Source organism: Snodgrassella sp. W6238H11 (genome assembly GCF_016100525.1).
Classification (GTDB): domain Bacteria; phylum Pseudomonadota; class Gammaproteobacteria; order Burkholderiales; family Neisseriaceae; genus Snodgrassella; species Snodgrassella alvi.
Map to the genome: position 1 here is coordinate 337,962 of NZ_JACFSH010000001.1, position 19,412 is coordinate 357,373.

Here is a 19,412-nt window from a genome sequence, read left to right on the forward strand (position 1 = left end):
TTAATGATTTTTAGCATATGCAGCAGCCTGATCACCGGCCTGAATACCAAAAATAATGATATCGGCAATGGCGTTCCCTCCAATGCGGTTGCCCCCATGTACACCACCGGCAACTTCACCTGCGGCATAAGCACCTTTAATAATCTCTGCATGAGTATCAAGAACTTCTGTTTTCGTATTAATGGTTACACCACCCATAGTATGGTGAATGCCTGGTGCAATGCGGATAGCGTAAAAGAATGGCTGGTTCAACTGGTGACGCATGCCGGTAGTACGTCCGAAATCTTCATCATCCTGTTGTTTTACAAAATGATTGTAGCGCTCTACTGTGGTAATGAGAGAATCCAGATTAATATTCAGCTTTTCTGCAAGTTCAGTCAGTGAGCCGGCTTTTACCGCTAGTCCATTGCTTATGTAGGTTTCTGCTGCTTTATTTTCAGCACAAATCTGTTCATCAAATAATATATAGGCATAATGTTCAGAAAGAGCAATGATGCTGTTGGATACTTTGTCACGTGTGTCCAGTTCATTGACAAAGCGTTTGCCTTTTTGCGATATCAGAATAGCACCTCCGCCACGAATGGATTCTGATATCAGATAAGCGGTATTTTGCTCTACTGTGGGATGAATCTGTATTTCGTTCATATCAACAGTGCCGGCACCAATTTTTTGTAATAAAGCAATGCCTGAACCGGTTGCTCCTTTATGATTGGTGGTGACAAAATCAGCTAAATCAGGGCGGTAATGGGTGACCATTTGCGCATTGGCTCCAAAGCCACCGGTTGCGATAATGATTGCTTTGGTGCTGATGCGTTGTTCATTTCCTTCTTCGTCGCGCACGATTACTGCGTTAATGCGCCCGTCCTTCATTTCAATATCCGTTACAGAGGTTTCCAGCATTACCTCTATCCCGCGGTCATTAATATTTTTCAGCAGACCGCTAATCAGAAAACCGCCGACTGCTGCACCATTATCGGGACGATGAGTGCGGTCTACACTCATACCGCCTGTGGTAGTCAGGTTATTTAACCGGATTCCTTTTTCATCCAGCCAGTCTATTGCAGCGGGAGCATGTTCGACAAAGTAGTGTAATAATTGCGGGTTATTTTTATTTTTACCGCCTTTCAGGGTTTCGTTATAAAACCATTCTTTATGGTCGGTAATTCCTGCCTGTTGCTGAAAGCGGGTTTCAGCCGCATTCATACCTGCGGATGCTTTGTTGGTATTGCCACCGATAACCGGCATTTTTTCAATAATAATTACTGAAGCCCCTTTATCATGTGCTTCAATAGCTGCGGCCAGTCCGGCACCGCCGCTTCCGACGACGACTACGTCACAGGATTTATCATCAGCATCACCGCCTTCTACAATTGTCGCTACTTTATATGAGGTTGATATGGCTTTGGTTACAGCTTTTTTAAATGCATCACATTGTGATGTAGCGCCACTGATTGCATCTACATAAGGGCTGTTGGCTGCCAGAATCCGTTCTTTAATTTCATTGAAATTACGTACAGAAACATGATCCAGTTTTTCGGCATTGACTAAAGACAAATCTTTGATAAAGTCTTGCCCCAGTTCTACATTTATGACAAATTGGTTATCAAAATCGTCGCTGACAGTTTGCTGATAGGTACCGGCATGGAATTTTTTGGTATTGATTTCTCTTACCATGCTATGAATAAGCGGAAAGCGCCATAATGGTTCGGGAATGTTCAGGTTAGTACGCTGATCGCTGTTCATGGATAGCTGTAAATCATTATGTTTCTGAATGCGTTCAGCCCAGTCAGGATAGGCCACACAGGCGCGCCCTGCAGCGATGAGATCATAGCCATGTGCCATTGCTGTTTCTGCGTCAGTTTTATTCACGACATTACCGACGCCGATAACCGGTATCTTAGCCAGTACGGCAGAACGTAATTGTATGTATTTATCAATTAATGGTGTTTCATCATTGCTGTCAATGATGGATGGCCGCAGTGTGGCAGCCATTGAAAAATGTATATAGTCCAGACCAATTTGAGCGAGCTTGTCTAGCAGGAACAATGAATCGTCAAAAGTAATGCCCGGCACTTCGAGTTCTTCCGGTGAAAACCGGTAACCGATAATAAATTCATTAGAAGCATATTTTTTAGCCATTTGCCGGCTGATTTCAAGTATGGCGAGCGGGAAGCGGGCGCGGTTTTCGCGGCTGCCGCCCCATTTATCCTGGCGCTGATTGGCGTGTGGTGAAAAAAACTGCTGGATAAGATAAGTATTGGCGCCATGTATTTCGATTCCGTCAAAACCCGCGGCAATTGCGCGCCTGACAGCTTCGCCGAATTTCTCAATCATATCTTCAACTTCGCCGGCTGTCATTGCTACAGGAACCGTTGCATTCGGACGAGGAATAGCAATCGCACTGGGGCCGACAGGTGTCTGACCGCCGATTAATTGCGGCTCAACCATTCGTCCGCCATGATAGATTTGTATAACAGCTTTGGAACCACGCTCTTTTATGGCTGTGGCTAACAGGCTCAGACCTTCGATACAATCATCATTATGAATGCCTATTGCTCCCGGAAAAGCCGGTCCTAAAGTATCAACATACGCGCATTCAACAATTACTGTGCCAATACTGCCGGCACGTTCACGATAATAATCAATCAGATTATCTGTTACAGTTCCATCATAAAAACCACAGCAGGTTGTCATTGGAGCCATAACTAAACGGTTTTTTAATACATTACCATTTGGTAACGTCAGCGGATTGAAAAGGGGCGAAGATAGCTTGTTCATATTTTGATACGAGTTCATCAGAACGGGATAAAAAGACTTAAATATATGGTAGCGTAAACGCTAATAATCATCTATTAAGCAAAAGGGTTATCTATTACAATGACATATATATAATATATTGCATTGATGTTTATCAAATTAAGCGGGTTAAATCGGGTAAATAATTTGTTTTGGGTCAGTTTTAAATACTTCTTTGACTATGAGTGAGATTGTTCACTACCACTCTTATATTAAACAGTTTGTACTGTATGCTGATTCATACAAGCCACATCCGGCTTTGCGGTTTTCATTATTGAACTAGATATTATCAGCAGAGCAAAATTAGTATTGGTTCTGAATATTATTTAACGTGCTGAAAAGATAAAAATTAATTTTTTACAAATATTAATAATCAGGTATTTGCTGTATAAGCATGACTTTGTCTGCTGCGCTCAGGTACAATCTGTTTTTTCTATTGAAATACAGTACTCATGGCATCTCTGGAAACATGGATTGGTTTACGTTATTTACGTGCCAGAAAACGTAATGGGTTTATGTCATTCATTACAGCAGTATCAATAGTTGGTATTGCATTAGGGGTGACAACATTAATTGTTGTTTTATCTGTTATGAATGGTTTCCAAAAAGAAATCCGCAATCAGCTCCTGAGTGTTGCTCCTCATGCTGAAATGGGATTTTATGAAAATAGTCTGGACCAGCACTGGCAGGATTTGCAGAAGCTTGTTAAAGGTAATCCGCAAGTACTGGGCTCAGCTCCTTATGTGGCTGATCAGGCTTTGCTTGCTAATGCCGGCGAAGTTCGTGGTGTGCAAATACGCGGAATAGATCCGGCACTGGAGGGTAAAGTTGCAGATTATGGTCAGGGTATGCCCAAAAATGGGTTTGCTGATCTAAAGGCGGGTGAGTTTGGTATTCTTCTGGGAAAAGATTTGGCCGATGCACTGGGTGCTAATATCGGAGATAAGATAACTGTTATTACCCCTGATGGCAATGTTACGCCGGCTGGTATGGTGCCACGGCTGAAGCAGTTTACATTAGTAGGTGTAGTTAAAACCAAAATCTATGAAGTGGATAATACACTTGCTTTAACTCATATTACGGATGCACAGAAATTGTACCGGCTGGGAAATAATGTAAGTGGATTGCGTTTAAAACTGGCAGATCCGCAGAATGCCCCGTCTGTCATTCAAAATATTGTGCCGGCAAAGCTTCACAATGAAATCTGGATTCGCGACTGGACTTTTCAAAATCGCAGTTATTTTGATGCAGTGCAGATGGAAAAACGGATGATGTTTATTATTCTGTTATTAATCATTGCTGTAGCTGCCTTTAATCTGGTTTCTTCTTTAGTCATGGCTGTTACCGAAAAACAGGCTGATATTGCTATATTGCGTACACTCGGTCTTTCGCCGGGCGGTATCATGCGTATTTTTATGATTCAGGGTGCCATAGCCGGATTCTTCGGTACGTTTTTCGGTGTGTTTTTTGGTGTAACACTCGGGCTGAACATTGGCCGGATCGTTGCCTTTTTTGAACATCTGACTGGTAAGCACCTGATTCCTTCGCAAGTGTATTTTGTAAGCTATCTGCCTTCAGATGTGGAATTTTCTGATGTTTGTATGATTGCTGTTATTTCATTATTACTGGCTTTCGTTGCTACTTTATATCCAAGCTGGCGTGCCGCCAAAACTCAGCCGGCGGAGGCTCTGCGCTATGAATAAACCAGAGTATGTTCTTGAATGTGAGCATGTCAGCAAAACTTATGATGACGGACATTTACAGGTATCTGTACTGGAGGATTTAGATTTCAAAGTCAGATGCGGTCAAAGTGTGAGTATAGTTGGTGCGTCCGGAAGCGGAAAATCTACTTTGCTGCATTTACTTGGCGGACTAGATACACCCAGTAGCGGTACTATACGTCTGATGGGACAAGATATTACTCGTCTTGGGCAGAAAGCCATAGGTCAGTTGCGTAACCAGTATCTGGGCTTTGTTTATCAATTCCACCATTTGTTGCCAGAGTTTACTGCGCTGGAAAATGTAATGATGCCTTTACTGATTGGACGTATACCGAAGGCTCAGGCAGAAGAACGTGCTAAGAAAATGCTGGATAAAGTAGGGCTTAAGCAGCGTATGATTCACCGCCCCGGCGAATTGTCTGGTGGTGAGCGGCAACGGGCTGCTATTGCACGTGCGCTGGTTACTCATCCCGCCTGTATATTGGCTGATGAACCTACGGGCAATCTAGATCGGAAAAATGCCGGCAATGTACTGGATATGATGCTGGATTTACAACATGAACTGAATACAAGTCTGGTAGTTGTTACCCATGATGATGAGCTTGCTCAGCGTTTTGATGAAGTATTGACGGTAGCAGATGGCAAATTATTACCATTCAATGTTCGTTGATGTATGAATGTATAGGTTGTATTGATTGATTAAATATGGCTGAAGCTATCAATCCGGCAGAAACTCAGGAACAGTCTGCACATCCGGCACTTGCTGCAATTGAGCATGTGCTTCGGGTGGTTGCCCAGCATGAGTGGGAAATTATTCAGCCATGGGCAGATAAGCTGTTATGGGCGCTTAATCGTGGCGACAGTTATATTATTGTTCCCCGACAGCATTCGGAGGCGCTTCGTAAATGCAGAATTCTTGTTGGAGCTGCTGGTACTTATACGCCATTTATTTTGCAAAGCAATCATTTATTTTTAGGAAGAATGTGGCAGCTTGAGCAGGATATAGCCGAGTCTATGCTGGCATTGGCCAGTATTCCGCCTGTTCATTTGAATGTGGATGTAGCCGCTGATCTGGCGGACTGGTTTCCTGATGCCGACAGTACCCAGCAACGTTTTGCTGCGGCACTGGCTCTTATTCAGCATTTTGTAGTGATTAATGGCGGGCCCGGAACTGGTAAAACGACTACTGTAGCCAAAATACTGGGTTTATTGCTGAAACATACCTGGCATCTATCGCGCCCGCCGCAAATTGCACTGGTAGCACCAACTGGTAAAGCAGCGGCACATATGGCGAATGCTTTACAACGAGCATTGGATAAGCTGCCATTATCTGATGACAGCAGACAATTGCTGGCGGATTTATCAGGTCAGACGGTTCACCGCCTGTTACAGTTACAGCCTCCATTATTAACAGGCCCATTTGATGCAGAACATCCTTTACCGGTTGATATACTGGTGGTGGATGAGTCTTCGATGCTGGATTTGTCTCTGTTTCGTGCACTGTTGCGTGCTTTAAAGCCTGATGTTCGTATCATTTTGCTGGGAGATGCTAATCAGCTGCCTGCTGTAGGCGCAGGAAATGTGCTGGCTGAATTATCCCAGCCGACAGTACTGTCTCCTGAACTGAAAAAACAGCTTACGGCTTTATTGCCCGAACAGTTTTTGCCTCCTGTCAGCGATAATGCCGGTATAGCTCAATATGTTGCAACTTTAACTCACAGTTACCGATTTGATGCGACACAGGGTATTGGTGCTCTGGCCTCCGCTTGTATCAACGGTGACGCGACGGCTGCACTTAATGCAGTAAACAGTTTTCCGGAGCAGTTACAACTGCACCAATTTGATATACAAGTACTGTGTCGCAAATTATATTCACAGCAACAGCTATGGTGGCAGGCAGTGGCTGAAAATAATATTACTCAAGTATTCAGCCATCTTACCGATATTATGGTGCTGACTGCATGGCGTACTGATGCAGAAGCATTTAATCAGCAATACCGAAGCTATTTACGGACTCAGTTACATCAAAATACAGATAGCTGGTTTGCTGGTATGCCGATTCTGATTACTCAGAATGATTATGGTGTGGGGCTGTTCAATGGTGATATCGGTGTGATTCTTCCTGAACAGAATAATAGCGGGCATTTACTCGCTTATTTTGCTGAAGGGACAAATTATCGCTCAATTTCTCTCAGCCGCTTACCACAGCATGAATCAGCCTTTGCCATAACGGTACATAAAAGTCAGGGATCAGAATATGATGATGTCTGGTTGCTGGCTCCGCAGTTGCGCGCAGCAGCTGATGATTCGTTGTTTAACCGTTCTCTTTTGTATACTGCATTAACCAGAGCCAGAAAACAGTTTACTTTTTGCGGTACGGCCAAACAGCTAGTACAAGGTATAAAAAATAACCAGCAGCGGCATAGCGGATTAGGTACAGCTCTGGTTCAATTATTGAGGAAACAGACGCAATTGTCTTTATTCTGAGCTGGCGGAATCTGAATTCGCATTGGTTGTTTTGTTCAAATAATTCATCTGTTAATCATTAAATTGTTGTGCATTACATCCATGTGGTGAATAAAATAAGATTATGCTATTCTGTTTGATTCTGTTACAGAATAAAGTTTCAATTATGCAAAAACCTTTAATTGCCATTATTGCAGCTATGCAGCCTGAGCTGGATTACCTGCTTGAACAACTGGATAACCGGCAGGATAGTCAGGCTGGTGCTGTTCATTTTCATCAGGGTGAAATTAAAGGCGTACCAGTGATACTTGCACTGAGTGGTATTGGTAAAGTCAATGCGGCGCTGACAACAGCAGTAATAATTGAAAGATTTACACCTGATTATGTTATCAATACTGGTAGTGCCGGTGGTTTGAAAGCCGGTATTCAGATTGGCGACGTTGTTGTAGGTTGCGAAATAGCTCATCATGATGTTGATGTAACTGTTTTTGGTTATGTGCCGGGGCAGGTACCACAATTACCGGCACGATTTAACGCTAACCAGTATCTTGCTGATGCAGCCAGAAAAGCCGCACACGTATTTACAGGTGCAGAAATCTATACTGGTTTAATTGTCAGTGGTGATCAGTTTGTTGGTACTGCTGAACAAAATCAATTGATTAAAGAAAAATTTTCTGATGTTGTGGCTGTAGAAATGGAAGCCGCTGCCATTGCGCAAACTTGCTATCAGCTTAATATCCCTTTTGTGATTATTCGTGCTATTTCAGATAATGGTGATGCAAATGCTTCTGTCAGCTTTGATCAGTTTCTGCAACAGGCTGCCGGTAATTCTGCACAAATGGTAATCAACTTAATTACTTCAGGATTGAATAAATCTGCCTTTGAAAACAAGTAAATTAGAGTAGTGATACTGAAAACAGAGTAGATATTCAGATAAATAAATATTCTGATACTGCTCTGTTTTTTTATTTCTTGCTCTGAATTGTCTTAATATAGTGTTGGGTACTGTCAATCTTTTGACATTTATTAGTCTTGGCAGAAAATAATAAATAATTTGGATTATCTGTGATTGAGCATGTTTATGCAGAAAATTTTCTTACAAGCATGACATTGCTAAAATTTAATTTTGCCGGTTTCTCAGATATCGAATTTGATACAGGTGCTGTGTGATTACATTAAATTTTTGTTTGAAAAAATTTGATTATAAACAATTTAAATATTATTAATTGACTTTGTAGACAAGCCACTATTTAATAGCTTCTTTACAATATAGCTGGTTATGTAATAACTGTATTTACTGTGCTGCCCGCAGCTATAGAAAATTAAGACTAATAATAGCTTATTTTTAACCGGCATTTATTTCATCAGGATGAGATTGTGTTCCATTCATTTTTTCCAAAGCCACGTTGGTTTTTTCCGTCTGCCATATTGTGGATAGGCCTGAATATTGCCCTCTGGTATTGTGGTGGGGAGAGTGCCGGAGAGTGGTTTGGCTGGCCGCAAGGCTATGCGGACAAACCTCTGACTATTGGTCTTTCGCGTTTCTGGTCGCCGGCATTTTTGTGGTTTTATCTCTGGTTTTTGCTGGCTACAATCATTTTTGCTGTTTTCTGGTCAGTAGTAGCAAAACATCCGTGGCAGCGCTGGTCAATATGGGGTTCTGCTTTAATTCTTTTTAATATCTGGTTTAGTGTACAGATAAACGTAACGATTAATGCCTGGTATGGTCCTTTCTGGGATATGATTCAGAAGATGCTCAGTAATGGGGGTGGGCCGATCAGTGATTTGTATCAGAATATACTAACATTTTTGCAGATTGCGATGGTTGCAGTAACAGTATTTGTATTAAATACTTTTTTTGTCAGTCATTATGTATTTCGCTGGCGTACAGCCATGAATTATTACTATATTGAAAACTGGTCGAAACTGCGTACTGTTGAAGGGGCTTCTCAGCGTGTTCAGGAAGATACAATGCGCTTTGCCACTATTGTAGAAGAGTTGAGTGTCAGTCTGGTTCGGGCGGTTATGGTATTGATTGCATTTTTACCTCTACTGTTTCAGTTATCCAGCCATGTGCCGGCATTACCAATAATTGGTGAAGTAAAATATTCACTGGTTTGGGCAGCACTGGGCTGGTCCTTGTTTGGTACAGTTTTATTAGTTGCGGTCGGTATTAAATTACCCGGACTTCAGTTTAATATTCAAAAAGTAGAAGCTGCATATCGTAAAGAGCTGGTATATGGGGAAGATGATAGTGAACGTGCTCAGCCGGCGACATTGAAAGAGCTTTTCGAACGGGTAAAGGTTAATTACTACAGACTGTATTTTCACTATGCCTATTTCAATATGGTGAGTATATGGTATTTACAGCTGGATGGTATATATGGTCTTGTTATGTTATTTCCATCCATTGCTGCGGGTACCATGACTCTGGGCTTAATCAATCAAATTCTTAACGTATTTAATAATGTTCGTGAATCATTTCAGTATCTTATTAATTCATGGAAAACCATTATTGAGTTGCTGTCAATTCATAAACGTTTGAAGGCTTTTGAATCTATACTAAATGACAAAAATTGATATCTGATTGTTTAGAAAATTCTATGGGTATTCAGCTCTGACCGGATACCCATTAAATTTTATCAGTTTGCTCCAATAATGGATGAATAGTGATAATGTAACCAAAAGTTACATGAGAATCTTATTGGGTATTTCACAAATTTAAATTTACAAGTTGTAATTAAGCAAAATAAATCTTGATTATATTTGCAGAGTTTTTTTATTGATAATCCAGTGCAATCAGTTTTTTATCTATAGCTGTTGAGGGTTGAAATTCAGAGCTGATGATATACAAAATGTTATTTTTATCCTGTAAAAAAAGCGGAATAGCCTGCGGATGATCATGACAATACTGATGATAATCATAGGTAGCGGTAATATTGGTAATTTTAATTTTTGTCTGCTTACCGAGCATATTTTCCAGCCTTCTGAAAGTCACATCTTTGCCAAAAAGCTGGCGGGAAACATATTGATACTGTTTTTGTGCACGCGATGTTAAATCCTGTTCTTCATTAAAACGGATGCGATATATATTCTGTTCGCCAAAATCATGCCGAAATTGCAGCTCACATAATGTATTCAGTTCTTTATCACGGCTAACAGCAAACAGATAGCCAATACCTATCAGGTCAAGCTCAGTTTGTGCATTTTCTGAAACAGGGTTGCCAAAATATGTACGTAACCCCTTCATGCGCGCACGGGCAATTTGTACATAGTGATAATCGGCAACTAAAACATCAATATTAAGCTGCTTAAGTGTTGTAGCCAGCATCAGGGCTACTTCATTACTGCCTACAATCAGTACACCGTTATTACCGGGTTCACGGACTTTTAGTATACCGGCAACGGTTTTGGCACCAAGTCCCTGTATCAGGACAGTACCAATAATAATCAGAAAAACCATTGGTGCCAGTAGTTCAGTACCGGATAAGTGTTGATTTTGCAGGCGTAATGCAAACAATGAAGCAATGGACGCAGCGACGATACCGCGCGGACCTATCCAGCTAATCATTATTTTTTCCTGGATACTTAGGCCGGAATTAAAAGAAGAGAACCATACAGCCAGAGGACGTGCAATAAACATTGCGATAAATAGCAAAGCCAGCCCACGCCAGCCTAAACCCAGTAACGCAGTAACGTCCATACGGGCAGCAAGAATAATGAACAGCGTAGGTATAAATAATAAAGTTAAAGATTCATTAAATGCGAGAATACTTTGACGAGGAAATTGCGGCCAGTTTGCCAGGGCGAGTCCTAAAATAGTAACGGTTAACAAACCAGACTGGCTTTCGAGATAATTGGATACGGAAAACAAAATTAAAACAAAGGCAAATGTTACGACATTGCGCATATATTCAGGCAGCCAGTAGCGTTTGATGGCATTGGCAAGAAATACTGCACCGAGACCACCGCAAATAAATGCTACCAGTACAATTTTGCTAAAAAGCAATAGAGAATTTTCATGTCCGTCAGAAACGATATATTCGTATACCAGTACAACTGCAATGGCACCTACTGGATCAATAATAATCCCTTCCCAGCGCAGAATATTGGCAATTTTCGAACGAGGACGCACACTGCGCAGCATGGGTGCAATAACAGTAGGGCCAGTTACACAGACAAGTGCACCAAATAACAGAGCTACCCGAAAATCCAGATTAAACAGCCAGTATGCCGCCAGCGATAATACGATAATAGTTATCACTGCTCCAAGCGTTACCAGATTCTGCACAACACGTCCGTGCTGGCTGATTTCATGAAATTGCAGGGTCAGTGCGCCTTCAAACAAAATAATGGCAACGCCAAGTGAAATAGAAGGAAAAAGTAAACTTCCCAGCACAGTATCAGGATGAAACCAGCCCAGAACCGGACCAATCATGATTCCGGTAAACAACAAAAAGAGTACGGACGGTTGTTTTAAATACCATGCCAGCCATTGAGCGCCCATGCCCAGAGCCAGTAATATCGATAACTGAAAAGCGATATCCATTGCTTATATTTGTGTAGTTCTCAGAATTGCTATTCTGCCACAAACTTGTTTCGCTATTATTATTTTTGATGAAGTGACGATTATGTATTAACTAAATGATATTTGTATTGACAGATTATCAAACTTAGACTGATTGTTTGGCAGGCAAATACATGTTAATGGAAATTAACATCTATATCTTTAGGTTATATTAATTTATGTTTATAAATACAATTAATTTGTAGCTAAATTGACTGAATCGCTGCACAATTATGCATGTTTATAATGGGAATTAAGTATATTCCGGATTTCTGTGAATGTAATTAATGCCTGCCTTGTGCACAAATTATTGTTTTTCATCAATAATACAAGCACACAATCATGGAGACGATATGAATACACGTATTGAACATGACAGCATGGGTGAAATCGCTGTATCTGAAAATGTTTACTGGGGTGCGCAGACGCAGCGCAGTCTGCAGAATTTTGATATTGGCGGCGAAACTTTGCCTCCGGCAATGATACAGGCAATGGCTTTGGTGAAAAAAGCAGCAGCTTTAACCAACCAGCAGCTTGAACGTATCAGCGGAGAATGTGCCGGTTTAATAGTACAGGCTGCTGAACGTGTTCTGGCTGGTGAACTGGCAGACCAGTTTCCATTGGTAGTATGGCAAACCGGCTCTGGTACGCAGAGTAATATGAACATGAATGAGGTTCTGGCTAATGTGGCCAATGAAATAGCCGGTCAGCCACGTGGCAGTTATAAACCGGTACATCCGAATGATCATGTTAACCATGCTCAGTCTACCAATGACTCATTTCCGACTGCTATTCATGTCGCTACAGCAATTCAGATTAATAAGCATTTGATTCCCGCTGTACAGGCTTTACGTGACACACTGGCTTCTAAAGCAGAAGCCTTTAAAGATATTGTTAAAATTGGTCGTACACACCTGCAGGATGCGACACCGCTGACACTGGGTCAGGAATTCAGTGGCTATGTCAGCCAGCTGGATCATGGACTAGAGCGTTTGCAGCAGGCATTACACTGGTTATATGAATTGCCATTGGGTGGTACGGCTGTAGGCACTGGTTTGAACAGTCATCCGCAGTATGCAGAAAAATCAGCAGCTAAACTGGCTGAGTTAACCGGTTTACCGTTTGTTAGTGCACCTAATAAATTTGAAGCACTTGCTGGACGTGATGCAGTGGTATTCGCTTCTGGAAGCCTGAAAACTCTGGCAGTTAGCCTGAACAAGATTGCCAATGATATTCGCTGGCTGGCCAGCGGACCTCGCTGCGGTATCGGGGAAATTACTATTCCGGCAAATGAACCGGGTTCAAGTATTATGCCGGGTAAAGTGAATCCGACACAGTGCGAAGCTATGACTATGGTAGCTGCTCAGGTAATGGGTAATGATACAACTATTACAGTAGCGGGTGCTTCGGGTAATTTTGAACTGAACGTATTTATGCCGGTACTGGTGTTTAATATTCTGCAATCAGTACGTTTACTGGCTGATGCATGCAATAGTTTCAATCTGCGTTGTGCACAGGGAATTGAGCCTGTAAAAGAGAAAATTGATGCCAATTTACATCATTCACTGATGCTGGTTACTGCGCTGAATCGTCATATTGGTTATGAAAAAGCAGCCAAAATTGCTAAAACTGCTTATGCACAGAATACAAGCTTGAAACAGGCAGCAATAGAGCTTGGATTTCTGACAGCAGAAGAGTTTGATAAATGGGTTATTCCTGAAGATATGATTGCACCACACTAATGGTGTAATCTGATTAAAAGCCGCATCGAATTAATTCCATGCGGCTTTTTTGATATTAAACTCAGTATTATCAGGTGTCTGATTAAACTATTGAAATTGATTACAATCTGATAATAAATTTTTTGTTTAATTTAGTTAGTTTGCTGTATTTTTAATTAAACGCGCTTCTAACCTTACATAGCGGTGTTTGTCCAGTAATTGCAGACGAACACCAGTAGTGTCATTGATTATACGCCATGATTTAACAAAACCTAGTGTACCGGTACCAGTCCGTTCATCTTCTATATTGGCACATAGTTTAGTGATGCCGAAAGGCTGACTTAATCGCAATGTATGACGATAGTCGCGATAGGTTCCATTTATATGATTACAGCCGAAATAAGCAAAATACTGGTGTGTATTCGGATCAAAACGAATGCGAGAAGAAGTATCTGGTGTGGGTTCACCATTCAGAGAACGGATTTCCCAGTTACCGGATAAAAATCTGGTATTAGGCTTATCTGCAAAAGCACAGGCATTAGTTATAAGCAAAACAGCCATACAGCCCAGAAAGAATGTTAGTTTCTTCATCTTTTAAATTTCATTTACTTATATAGCCAATTAATTTTGACATATTTTAGGATTTTAGCATTTTTATTCAATTTTGTCAGATTTTGCGCATTATTGTTCGGATTCGCGTTGTTGTTTATACAAACGTAACCATTCAAGAGCTTCTGCTTTTTGCTGATCATTCCCATATTGTAAATCTCGCATGGCGCGGCGGTAACCAGCCTGCTCCTGTGCCTTGGCAATTTGTTGCTGCTGAAAAGAGTCCTGATTATCAGGCACTCTTCTGTGTATCTGTTGCGTTTGTGCTTTAGCCATTGCTTTTGCAATCAGGGCAGCCGGATTAATTTTGCCGGCAGACTTTGCTGCAGAAGTTGTGGTTGTTGCAGGTTCTTTAGTTTTGCGTGCATGCAGTTGTTTCTCTTTTAAACGCTGCAAGCGTTGCAGACGTTCGGTACGATGCTGAAATCGCAGATTGGCCTGAGTAGCAGCGGCAAAACGGTCACTTTCTTCCTCATCGGTCAGTGTTCTTGCCTGTGGTAACCAGTGTTCAAGTACCGGCTGCATATCGATACAATCAACCGGGCAGGGGGCAATACATAATTCACAACCGCTGCATTCAGCGCTGATTACTGTATGCATTTGTTTGGTTGCGCCCATAATCGCATCTACCGGACAGGCTTTAATACATGCCGTACAACCGATACACTCGGTTTCATCAATTACAGCTATTGCTTTAGGAAGGGCAGCTTTAAGTGTATCAGCCGGAGGTAGAATCTGCACATTTAACAGTTTAGCCAGATCATTGATGACAGCAGTACCGCCCGGTGTACAGAGGTTAATTTCAGCTTCGCCGCGACTCAATGCCTGAGCATACGGCAAACAACCCTGATATCCACATTGCCTGCACTGCGTCTGAGGTAAAAGCCGGTCAATGTGTTCAGAAGCAATAGACATGATAAAACTACGTAGTTTTTAATACTTAAAGAACTATTCTAACATAAAGCTAAAACAGCAAATTTATACATATAAGCAGACTTTATTAAATATTATAGTCTGTTTATTCTGCTTTGTATTCAATCCTGTGCGGTTGTTGCTGAAATTATTTACCTGCAGGTGCTGTCCAGCCTCCGCCAAGAGCCTGATAAAGTGAAACCTGTGAAATCAGATAATCTGCTTTACTCTGAATCAGCTGACTTTGTACGCTCAGTAAATTGCGCTGGCTGTCCAGAACATCAAGATAAGGAGAATAACCTGCACGATAACGATTTGTTGCATGATGCAGGGCATTCGCCAGTGCATCTCTTTCCATTTCCAAAGCTTGTTCCTGTTCCTGCAGGCGATAGCTGCTGGATAATTGGTCTTCAACTTCCTTCAGAGCAGTCAGAACAGTTTTACGATAGTTCCAGACAGCTTCATTACGTTTAGCGACATTCAGATCAAAATTTGCTTTTAATTGTCCGCCTTCGAATACAGGTGCCAGAATACTGCCGCCTATACTCCATAAATTAACCGGTTCTTTAATTGGTGATGTGGTAAACAGACGGCCGAATGTAGCGCTGATTTTCACGGAAGGTAAAAATTGTGCCTGAGCCGAAGCCAGACTGGCATCACTGGCAGCTATTAATAGTGCTGACTGAACTATATCCGGACGATTTTTCATCAGATCAGAAGGCAGTATGTCAGGTATAGCCGGTGCATGCAGTTCCGATAAGGATAAACCGCGTTCAATGGTACGGCTGCTACTGCCTGTGAGCATACTCAGAGCATGTTCCTGCTGGCTGATACTGGATTGAACTATCGGAATCTGTTGCAGTGTGGCTGCATATTCAGCCTGTGCCTGATTCAGTTCCAGTTTGGATGTATAGCCGACATTAGCTTTAGATTGAGCAATTTTTAGCTCTCGCTGACGCGCTTCCAGAGTTTTTTGCAGTAAATTCAGCTTTTCATCAAGTGCACGTAAAGTGACATAAGATTTAACCGTAGTTGTAATGACACTTAGACGGGTCGCTTCTTCGGCAATTTCACTGGCTTGCCGGTTCAGACGACGTGCTTTCCATGCATTACGGTTCTGACCAAAAACATCCAGTTCGTATGCAGCCTGAAATGTTGGCTGTTCTACCCGGTTAATGGTAGCAATACCAAAAGCATTCAGGCTTTTTTGCCGTGAAGTACCGCCGCTGGCTTCCAGACTGGGTAGTAAGGATGCGCGCGAAGCATGTTCCTGAGCGAGTGCTTCCTGTATTCGTGTTTGTGCCAGAGCGATATCAATGTTATTAGCAAGTGCTTCACTGATAAGCCGGTTTAAAACCGGATCATTAAGCTGAGTCCACCATTGTGCATCTGCATTTTGAGCGGAGTGATGATACTGTTCATGCCACTGTACCGGAATCTCGACCCGCGCAGCTGCCGGAATGTTCGGAATTCTGGGAATACAACCACTGGCACTGACTGATAGAGCAATCAGGGTAAATAGTCTGATTAAAGGTGTTTTCATGCTTTCACTTTGGTTGTATCTATACTTACTACCACAGACATGCCCGGGCGCAGACGTTCAAAAAGATCATTACTGGTATCAATGCGTATACGGACAGCGATACGCTGTGGCACTTTAACGAAGTTACCTGTAGTGGTATCTGGTTTGATTGCAGAAAACTCACTGCCCGCAGCCGGAGAAATTTTTTCTACGGTACCTTTGACTCTGGCTCCGTTCAGGGCATCCACTGTAAACCATGCTGGCTGACCAACGCGGATATTGGCTGTCTGTGCCTCTTTAAAGTTAGCGACTACCCATTTGTGTGCGGGTACCAGAAACATTAATTGTGTTCCGGCATTTACCAGCTGACCATTTTTGACACTGATTTCACTTAGCCGGCCATTTTCAGGCGCCCGGACAACGGTATTGGATAAATCAATCTGAGCCAGTCCGAGCTGTGCATGTGCATTATCAACGTTTGCTTTCAGGCCGCTCTTGTTAACATGAGTGCTTTTCAGATCTTCCTGAGCAACCCGATATTGTGCTTTAGCTTCCGCAACTCCGGTTTGAGCCTGTTTTAATGCAGCTCTTGTCTGGTCGCGTTCACGTAAGGAAAGCGAACCATCAGCAACCAGAATATTTACCCGGGCCATATCAGCCTGAGCTTTTTCCAGTTGCGCCTGAGCATTGGCAATATCTGCCTCACGGGCTGCCAGAGTTGCTTCTTTACTGCGGCGATTCTGTTCGTAATTGGCTAAAGAGCTATCCTGTAAACCAATTCCGGCTTCAGCGGCTGCAACTTTTTGTTTGTAGATGCGGTCATCAATCTGTATGAGTGGCTGTCCAGCCTTAACGTCGTCAAAATCCTGAACATATACCTTAGTAACGTAACCAGTTACTTGAGGACTGATAATGGTAGTCTGACCACGTATATATGCATTATCAGTTGATACCATTGAGTTGCGGAATGGCGGTAATTTCCATGCACGTAAAATCATCAGGACACCAAGCATTAATACCAGTACCAGAATGGCTGTTACAAACCATTTTCGTTTAGGAGGCTGCCACTGACTGGCTGCCGGCTGAGCAGGCGAGGGATTAGCCTTACCGGCAGAAGCGGATGAGCTGCTTTGCTGATTTGTGCCCGCCTGATTCGTATTTAGCTGTGCTGATGTCTGTTCATTAGCGGTTTTGCTTGCTGCCGGAGCAGACTGTGCGGTTTGATTGCCGGTTGTTTTCTGATTTTGATCCGGATTGTTTTGTTGTGTGTCAGTCATTATTGTCCTTCTTTATTTTATTGTTTTGGCGGTTCTTGCATTGCACGCTGGCGGGCAGCCGCATAGTTTCTCAGTTCACGCCCGATAGGGTTGGTACCGTGTATCTGATGCCACCAGCGATGTGCGCCGACAACCAGAAAGCAGATTAACGAACCGATTCCCACCAAAACAAATAAATCATTGTAAGCAGCCACTTGTGCCAGCATGGTGTCCTGTTGAATCAGTTTACTGACACCATAGGCATGATTCCAGCTGCTATCAAAACTAAAACGCTGGCTGGCCAGAGCATTCTTCTGAATTGCCTGATTGACTAACGGGTCTGTCAGGTATGCACTGTCTGCGCTGTTAATCAGATGAATGCGTGTTCTGATCGTAATGAAAGCATTAAGTAATGCTGAACCGATTAGCCCGCCGACAGTTTGTGAAAAACCGAATACTGCCGAGAAACTCATGATATAGACAGGGTCTTTGGAAAGAGCTCGTATCAGTCCTTCCATCATAACCGGCCCGAAGAAAAACAGCGAAGCAAAGGCAATCATAAACTCGGGAATATAGAAGTTAACCGGTCGTGACCACTGATTCTGACCAACTTCCATAAAACTGGCCATGGCAATAATGGCAAATGAAATGACCAAAGGCAATTTAATATCAAGAGGGTTGAATGTTAATACACTAGTAAGCAATCCGAGTGCAGCACCACAGGAAACAACCGCATAAAAATGTATCATCTGGTCATTACTCAGGCCTAAAGCTGTCATCAGACCGGCCGCACCCATATTTTGTTCAGATAAGGCAACCCGTATCAGTGAACCGAAAATCAGTATCTGGAGCATGCCATTGGTATGCATCATCCATTTGATATCCAGCATCGGGCGTTTGCGGTTGTATTCAATAATCACGGAAAGCATACAGCATACGACGCCGGCTACAAACAGCCAGCCAATCCATTCTTTGTCCCACCAGACAATCCTGCCTTGTACCGCTCCTGCAGAAATAAAGGCAATTCCGGCAGCCAGCAAAGGGAAGCTTATCAGATCAATTTTTTCGAAAGATTTTTCCAGATAGCCAGAGGGAATAGGTAACAGCCATACTGCACCGCAAACCAGCAATGCCATACCTAACTGAAAGCTGAATACAAGCTGGAACTGTTCATGCTGTAATAGCAGGGGAGAAATAAATCTGGCAAGTGGCTGGCTGAGCTGAGTAAGCCCCAGCCCGAATATCATGCCTTTACCACGATGGATAGCAGGCATTGCCTGCATCATGTAATACATGGCCATACTGTTTAAACTGCCGCCTACCAGCCCGCTCATGCCACGGGCGAATAATTCCATATGATAGTCATGAAAGAAAAATTGGAGACAATTAGTCAGTATCAGCCCAAGAATGATATAGCCTACATAACGCGGCAACCCGAAATTCTGGCGGATTTTAAAAAGTAATACACTGATAATGGCGCTGAACATGTAATAGGATACCTGTATCCAGCCGCCCTGTTCAGGTGTCAGTCCCAAGTAGCCCTGAATTTGGGGAATGTTGGCCAGCATCATGCCATTGGTAAATCCGGCAGTTAAGCCAACGATTGTTCCAATGATGCCGTAGCATAATCGCCTTTTCCACGGATGGTCGGGAAATGACGGTGAGCCCGCCATCATGGGGCGTTCATGCGGTTTTAACTGATAGGTATTTTGAGACATGGATTTTTTACTGCAATATACATATGCTGATGCCGCTACAATTAAAAATGCCATCCAGTAATCCTGATTAACTCAGATGGATGGGCGAAAACGTTCAGCGTGTAAGTATTCTAAAACAAATTTT

At 42.5% G+C, this 19,412-nt stretch carries 13 protein-coding genes; 6 read left to right on the top strand and 7 right to left on the bottom strand.

What is annotated here, in order from left to right; genetic code table 11:
- Positions 1–2,778 (bottom strand): flavocytochrome c, encoded by a 2,778-nt coding sequence (locus H3V00_RS01480; protein ID WP_198206618.1) that lies wholly within the window; start codon positions 2,776–2,778, stop codon positions 1–3.
- Positions 2,779–3,248: 470 nt separating this feature from the next.
- Between H3V00_RS01480 and H3V00_RS01485 the strand changes: the two genes are divergently transcribed.
- The 5 genes from H3V00_RS01485 (at position 3,249) to sbmA (ending at position 9,563) form a co-directional block, all read left to right on the top strand.
- Positions 3,249–4,499 (top strand): lipoprotein-releasing ABC transporter permease subunit, encoded by a 1,251-nt coding sequence (locus tag H3V00_RS01485; protein ID WP_078475273.1) that lies wholly within the window; start codon positions 3,249–3,251, stop codon positions 4,497–4,499.
- Entirely contained in the window at positions 4,492–5,187 is a 696-nt protein-coding gene (lolD, locus tag H3V00_RS01490; protein ID WP_025330469.1) for a lipoprotein-releasing ABC transporter ATP-binding protein LolD, read from the top strand. Before H3V00_RS01485 ends, lolD begins: the two co-directional genes overlap by 8 nt.
- 35 nt (positions 5,188–5,222) lie before the next feature.
- Positions 5,223–7,004, top strand: a complete 1,782-nt coding sequence (recD, locus tag H3V00_RS01495; protein ID WP_084564710.1) for an exodeoxyribonuclease V subunit alpha — start codon at positions 5,223–5,225, stop codon at positions 7,002–7,004.
- A 145-nt stretch (positions 7,005–7,149) separates the two neighbouring features.
- Positions 7,150–7,878 (top strand): 5'-methylthioadenosine/adenosylhomocysteine nucleosidase, encoded by a 729-nt coding sequence (locus H3V00_RS01500; protein ID WP_084551613.1) that lies wholly within the window; start codon positions 7,150–7,152, stop codon positions 7,876–7,878.
- Between the two features lie 482 nt (positions 7,879–8,360).
- Entirely contained in the window at positions 8,361–9,563 is a 1,203-nt protein-coding gene (sbmA, locus tag H3V00_RS01505) for a peptide antibiotic transporter SbmA (protein ID WP_100125337.1), read from the top strand.
- Between the two features lie 199 nt (positions 9,564–9,762).
- On the opposite strand, the gene H3V00_RS01510 is transcribed toward sbmA, so the two are convergent.
- Positions 9,763–11,532 carry a sodium:proton antiporter gene (locus H3V00_RS01510; RefSeq protein WP_198206617.1) on the bottom strand — a complete coding sequence of 590 codons (1,770 nt, stop codon included), beginning with the start codon at positions 11,530–11,532 and terminating at the stop codon, positions 9,763–9,765.
- A gap of 371 nt (positions 11,533–11,903) precedes the next feature.
- Here H3V00_RS01510 and fumC point away from each other — a divergent pair, with 371 nt between their 5' ends.
- A complete protein-coding gene (gene fumC / locus H3V00_RS01515; RefSeq protein WP_025330473.1) occupies positions 11,904–13,292 on the top strand; it encodes a class II fumarate hydratase in 1,389 nt (462 codons plus the stop codon).
- Positions 13,293–13,427: 135 nt separating this feature from the next.
- On the opposite strand, the gene H3V00_RS01520 is transcribed toward fumC, so the two are convergent.
- The 5 genes from H3V00_RS01520 to H3V00_RS01540 all read right to left on the bottom strand — a co-directional run bounded on the left by H3V00_RS01520 (position 13,428) and on the right by H3V00_RS01540 (position 19,342).
- A complete protein-coding gene (locus H3V00_RS01520; protein WP_080690442.1) occupies positions 13,428–13,862 on the bottom strand; it encodes an META domain-containing protein in 435 nt (144 codons plus the stop codon).
- A gap of 90 nt (positions 13,863–13,952) precedes the next feature.
- A complete protein-coding gene (locus tag H3V00_RS01525; protein ID WP_198206616.1) occupies positions 13,953–14,795 on the bottom strand; it encodes an RnfABCDGE type electron transport complex subunit B in 843 nt (280 codons plus the stop codon).
- 145 nt (positions 14,796–14,940) lie between these two features.
- Positions 14,941–16,335, bottom strand: coding sequence for an efflux transporter outer membrane subunit (locus H3V00_RS01530; protein ID WP_198206615.1), 1,395 nt, complete (start codon positions 16,333–16,335; stop codon positions 14,941–14,943).
- Positions 16,332–17,591: an HlyD family secretion protein gene (locus H3V00_RS01535; protein WP_198206614.1), complete on the bottom strand. Its 1,260-nt coding sequence runs from the start codon at positions 17,589–17,591 to the stop codon at positions 16,332–16,334. Before H3V00_RS01535 ends, H3V00_RS01530 begins: the two co-directional genes overlap by 4 nt.
- A gap of 17 nt (positions 17,592–17,608) precedes the next feature.
- Positions 17,609–19,342, bottom strand: a complete 1,734-nt coding sequence (locus H3V00_RS01540; protein ID WP_198206613.1) for an MFS transporter — start codon at positions 19,340–19,342, stop codon at positions 17,609–17,611.
- Positions 19,343–19,412 lie beyond the last annotated feature (70 nt).

Coding starts and splice junctions, on each gene's coding strand:
- lolD (WP_025330469.1), top strand. CDS start 4,492: ATGAATAAACCAGAGTATGTTCTTGAATGTGAGCATGTCAGCAAAACT.
- H3V00_RS01510 (WP_198206617.1), bottom strand. CDS start 11,532: ATGGATATCGCTTTTCAGTTATCGATATTACTGGCTCTGGGCATGGGC.
- H3V00_RS01480 (WP_198206618.1), bottom strand. CDS start 2,778: ATGAACAAGCTATCTTCGCCCCTTTTCAATCCGCTGACGTTACCAAAT.
- recD (WP_084564710.1), top strand. CDS start 5,223: ATGGCTGAAGCTATCAATCCGGCAGAAACTCAGGAACAGTCTGCACAT.
- H3V00_RS01530 (WP_198206615.1), bottom strand. CDS start 16,335: ATGAAAACACCTTTAATCAGACTATTTACCCTGATTGCTCTATCAGTC.
- H3V00_RS01485 (WP_078475273.1), top strand. CDS start 3,249: ATGGCATCTCTGGAAACATGGATTGGTTTACGTTATTTACGTGCCAGA.
- H3V00_RS01500 (WP_084551613.1), top strand. CDS start 7,150: ATGCAAAAACCTTTAATTGCCATTATTGCAGCTATGCAGCCTGAGCTG.
- H3V00_RS01525 (WP_198206616.1), bottom strand. CDS start 14,795: ATGTCTATTGCTTCTGAACACATTGACCGGCTTTTACCTCAGACGCAG.
- fumC (WP_025330473.1), top strand. CDS start 11,904: ATGAATACACGTATTGAACATGACAGCATGGGTGAAATCGCTGTATCT.
- H3V00_RS01540 (WP_198206613.1), bottom strand. CDS start 19,342: ATGGCATTTTTAATTGTAGCGGCATCAGCATATGTATATTGCAGTAAA.
- H3V00_RS01535 (WP_198206614.1), bottom strand. CDS start 17,591: ATGACTGACACACAACAAAACAATCCGGATCAAAATCAGAAAACAACC.
- H3V00_RS01520 (WP_080690442.1), bottom strand. CDS start 13,862: ATGAAGAAACTAACATTCTTTCTGGGCTGTATGGCTGTTTTGCTTATA.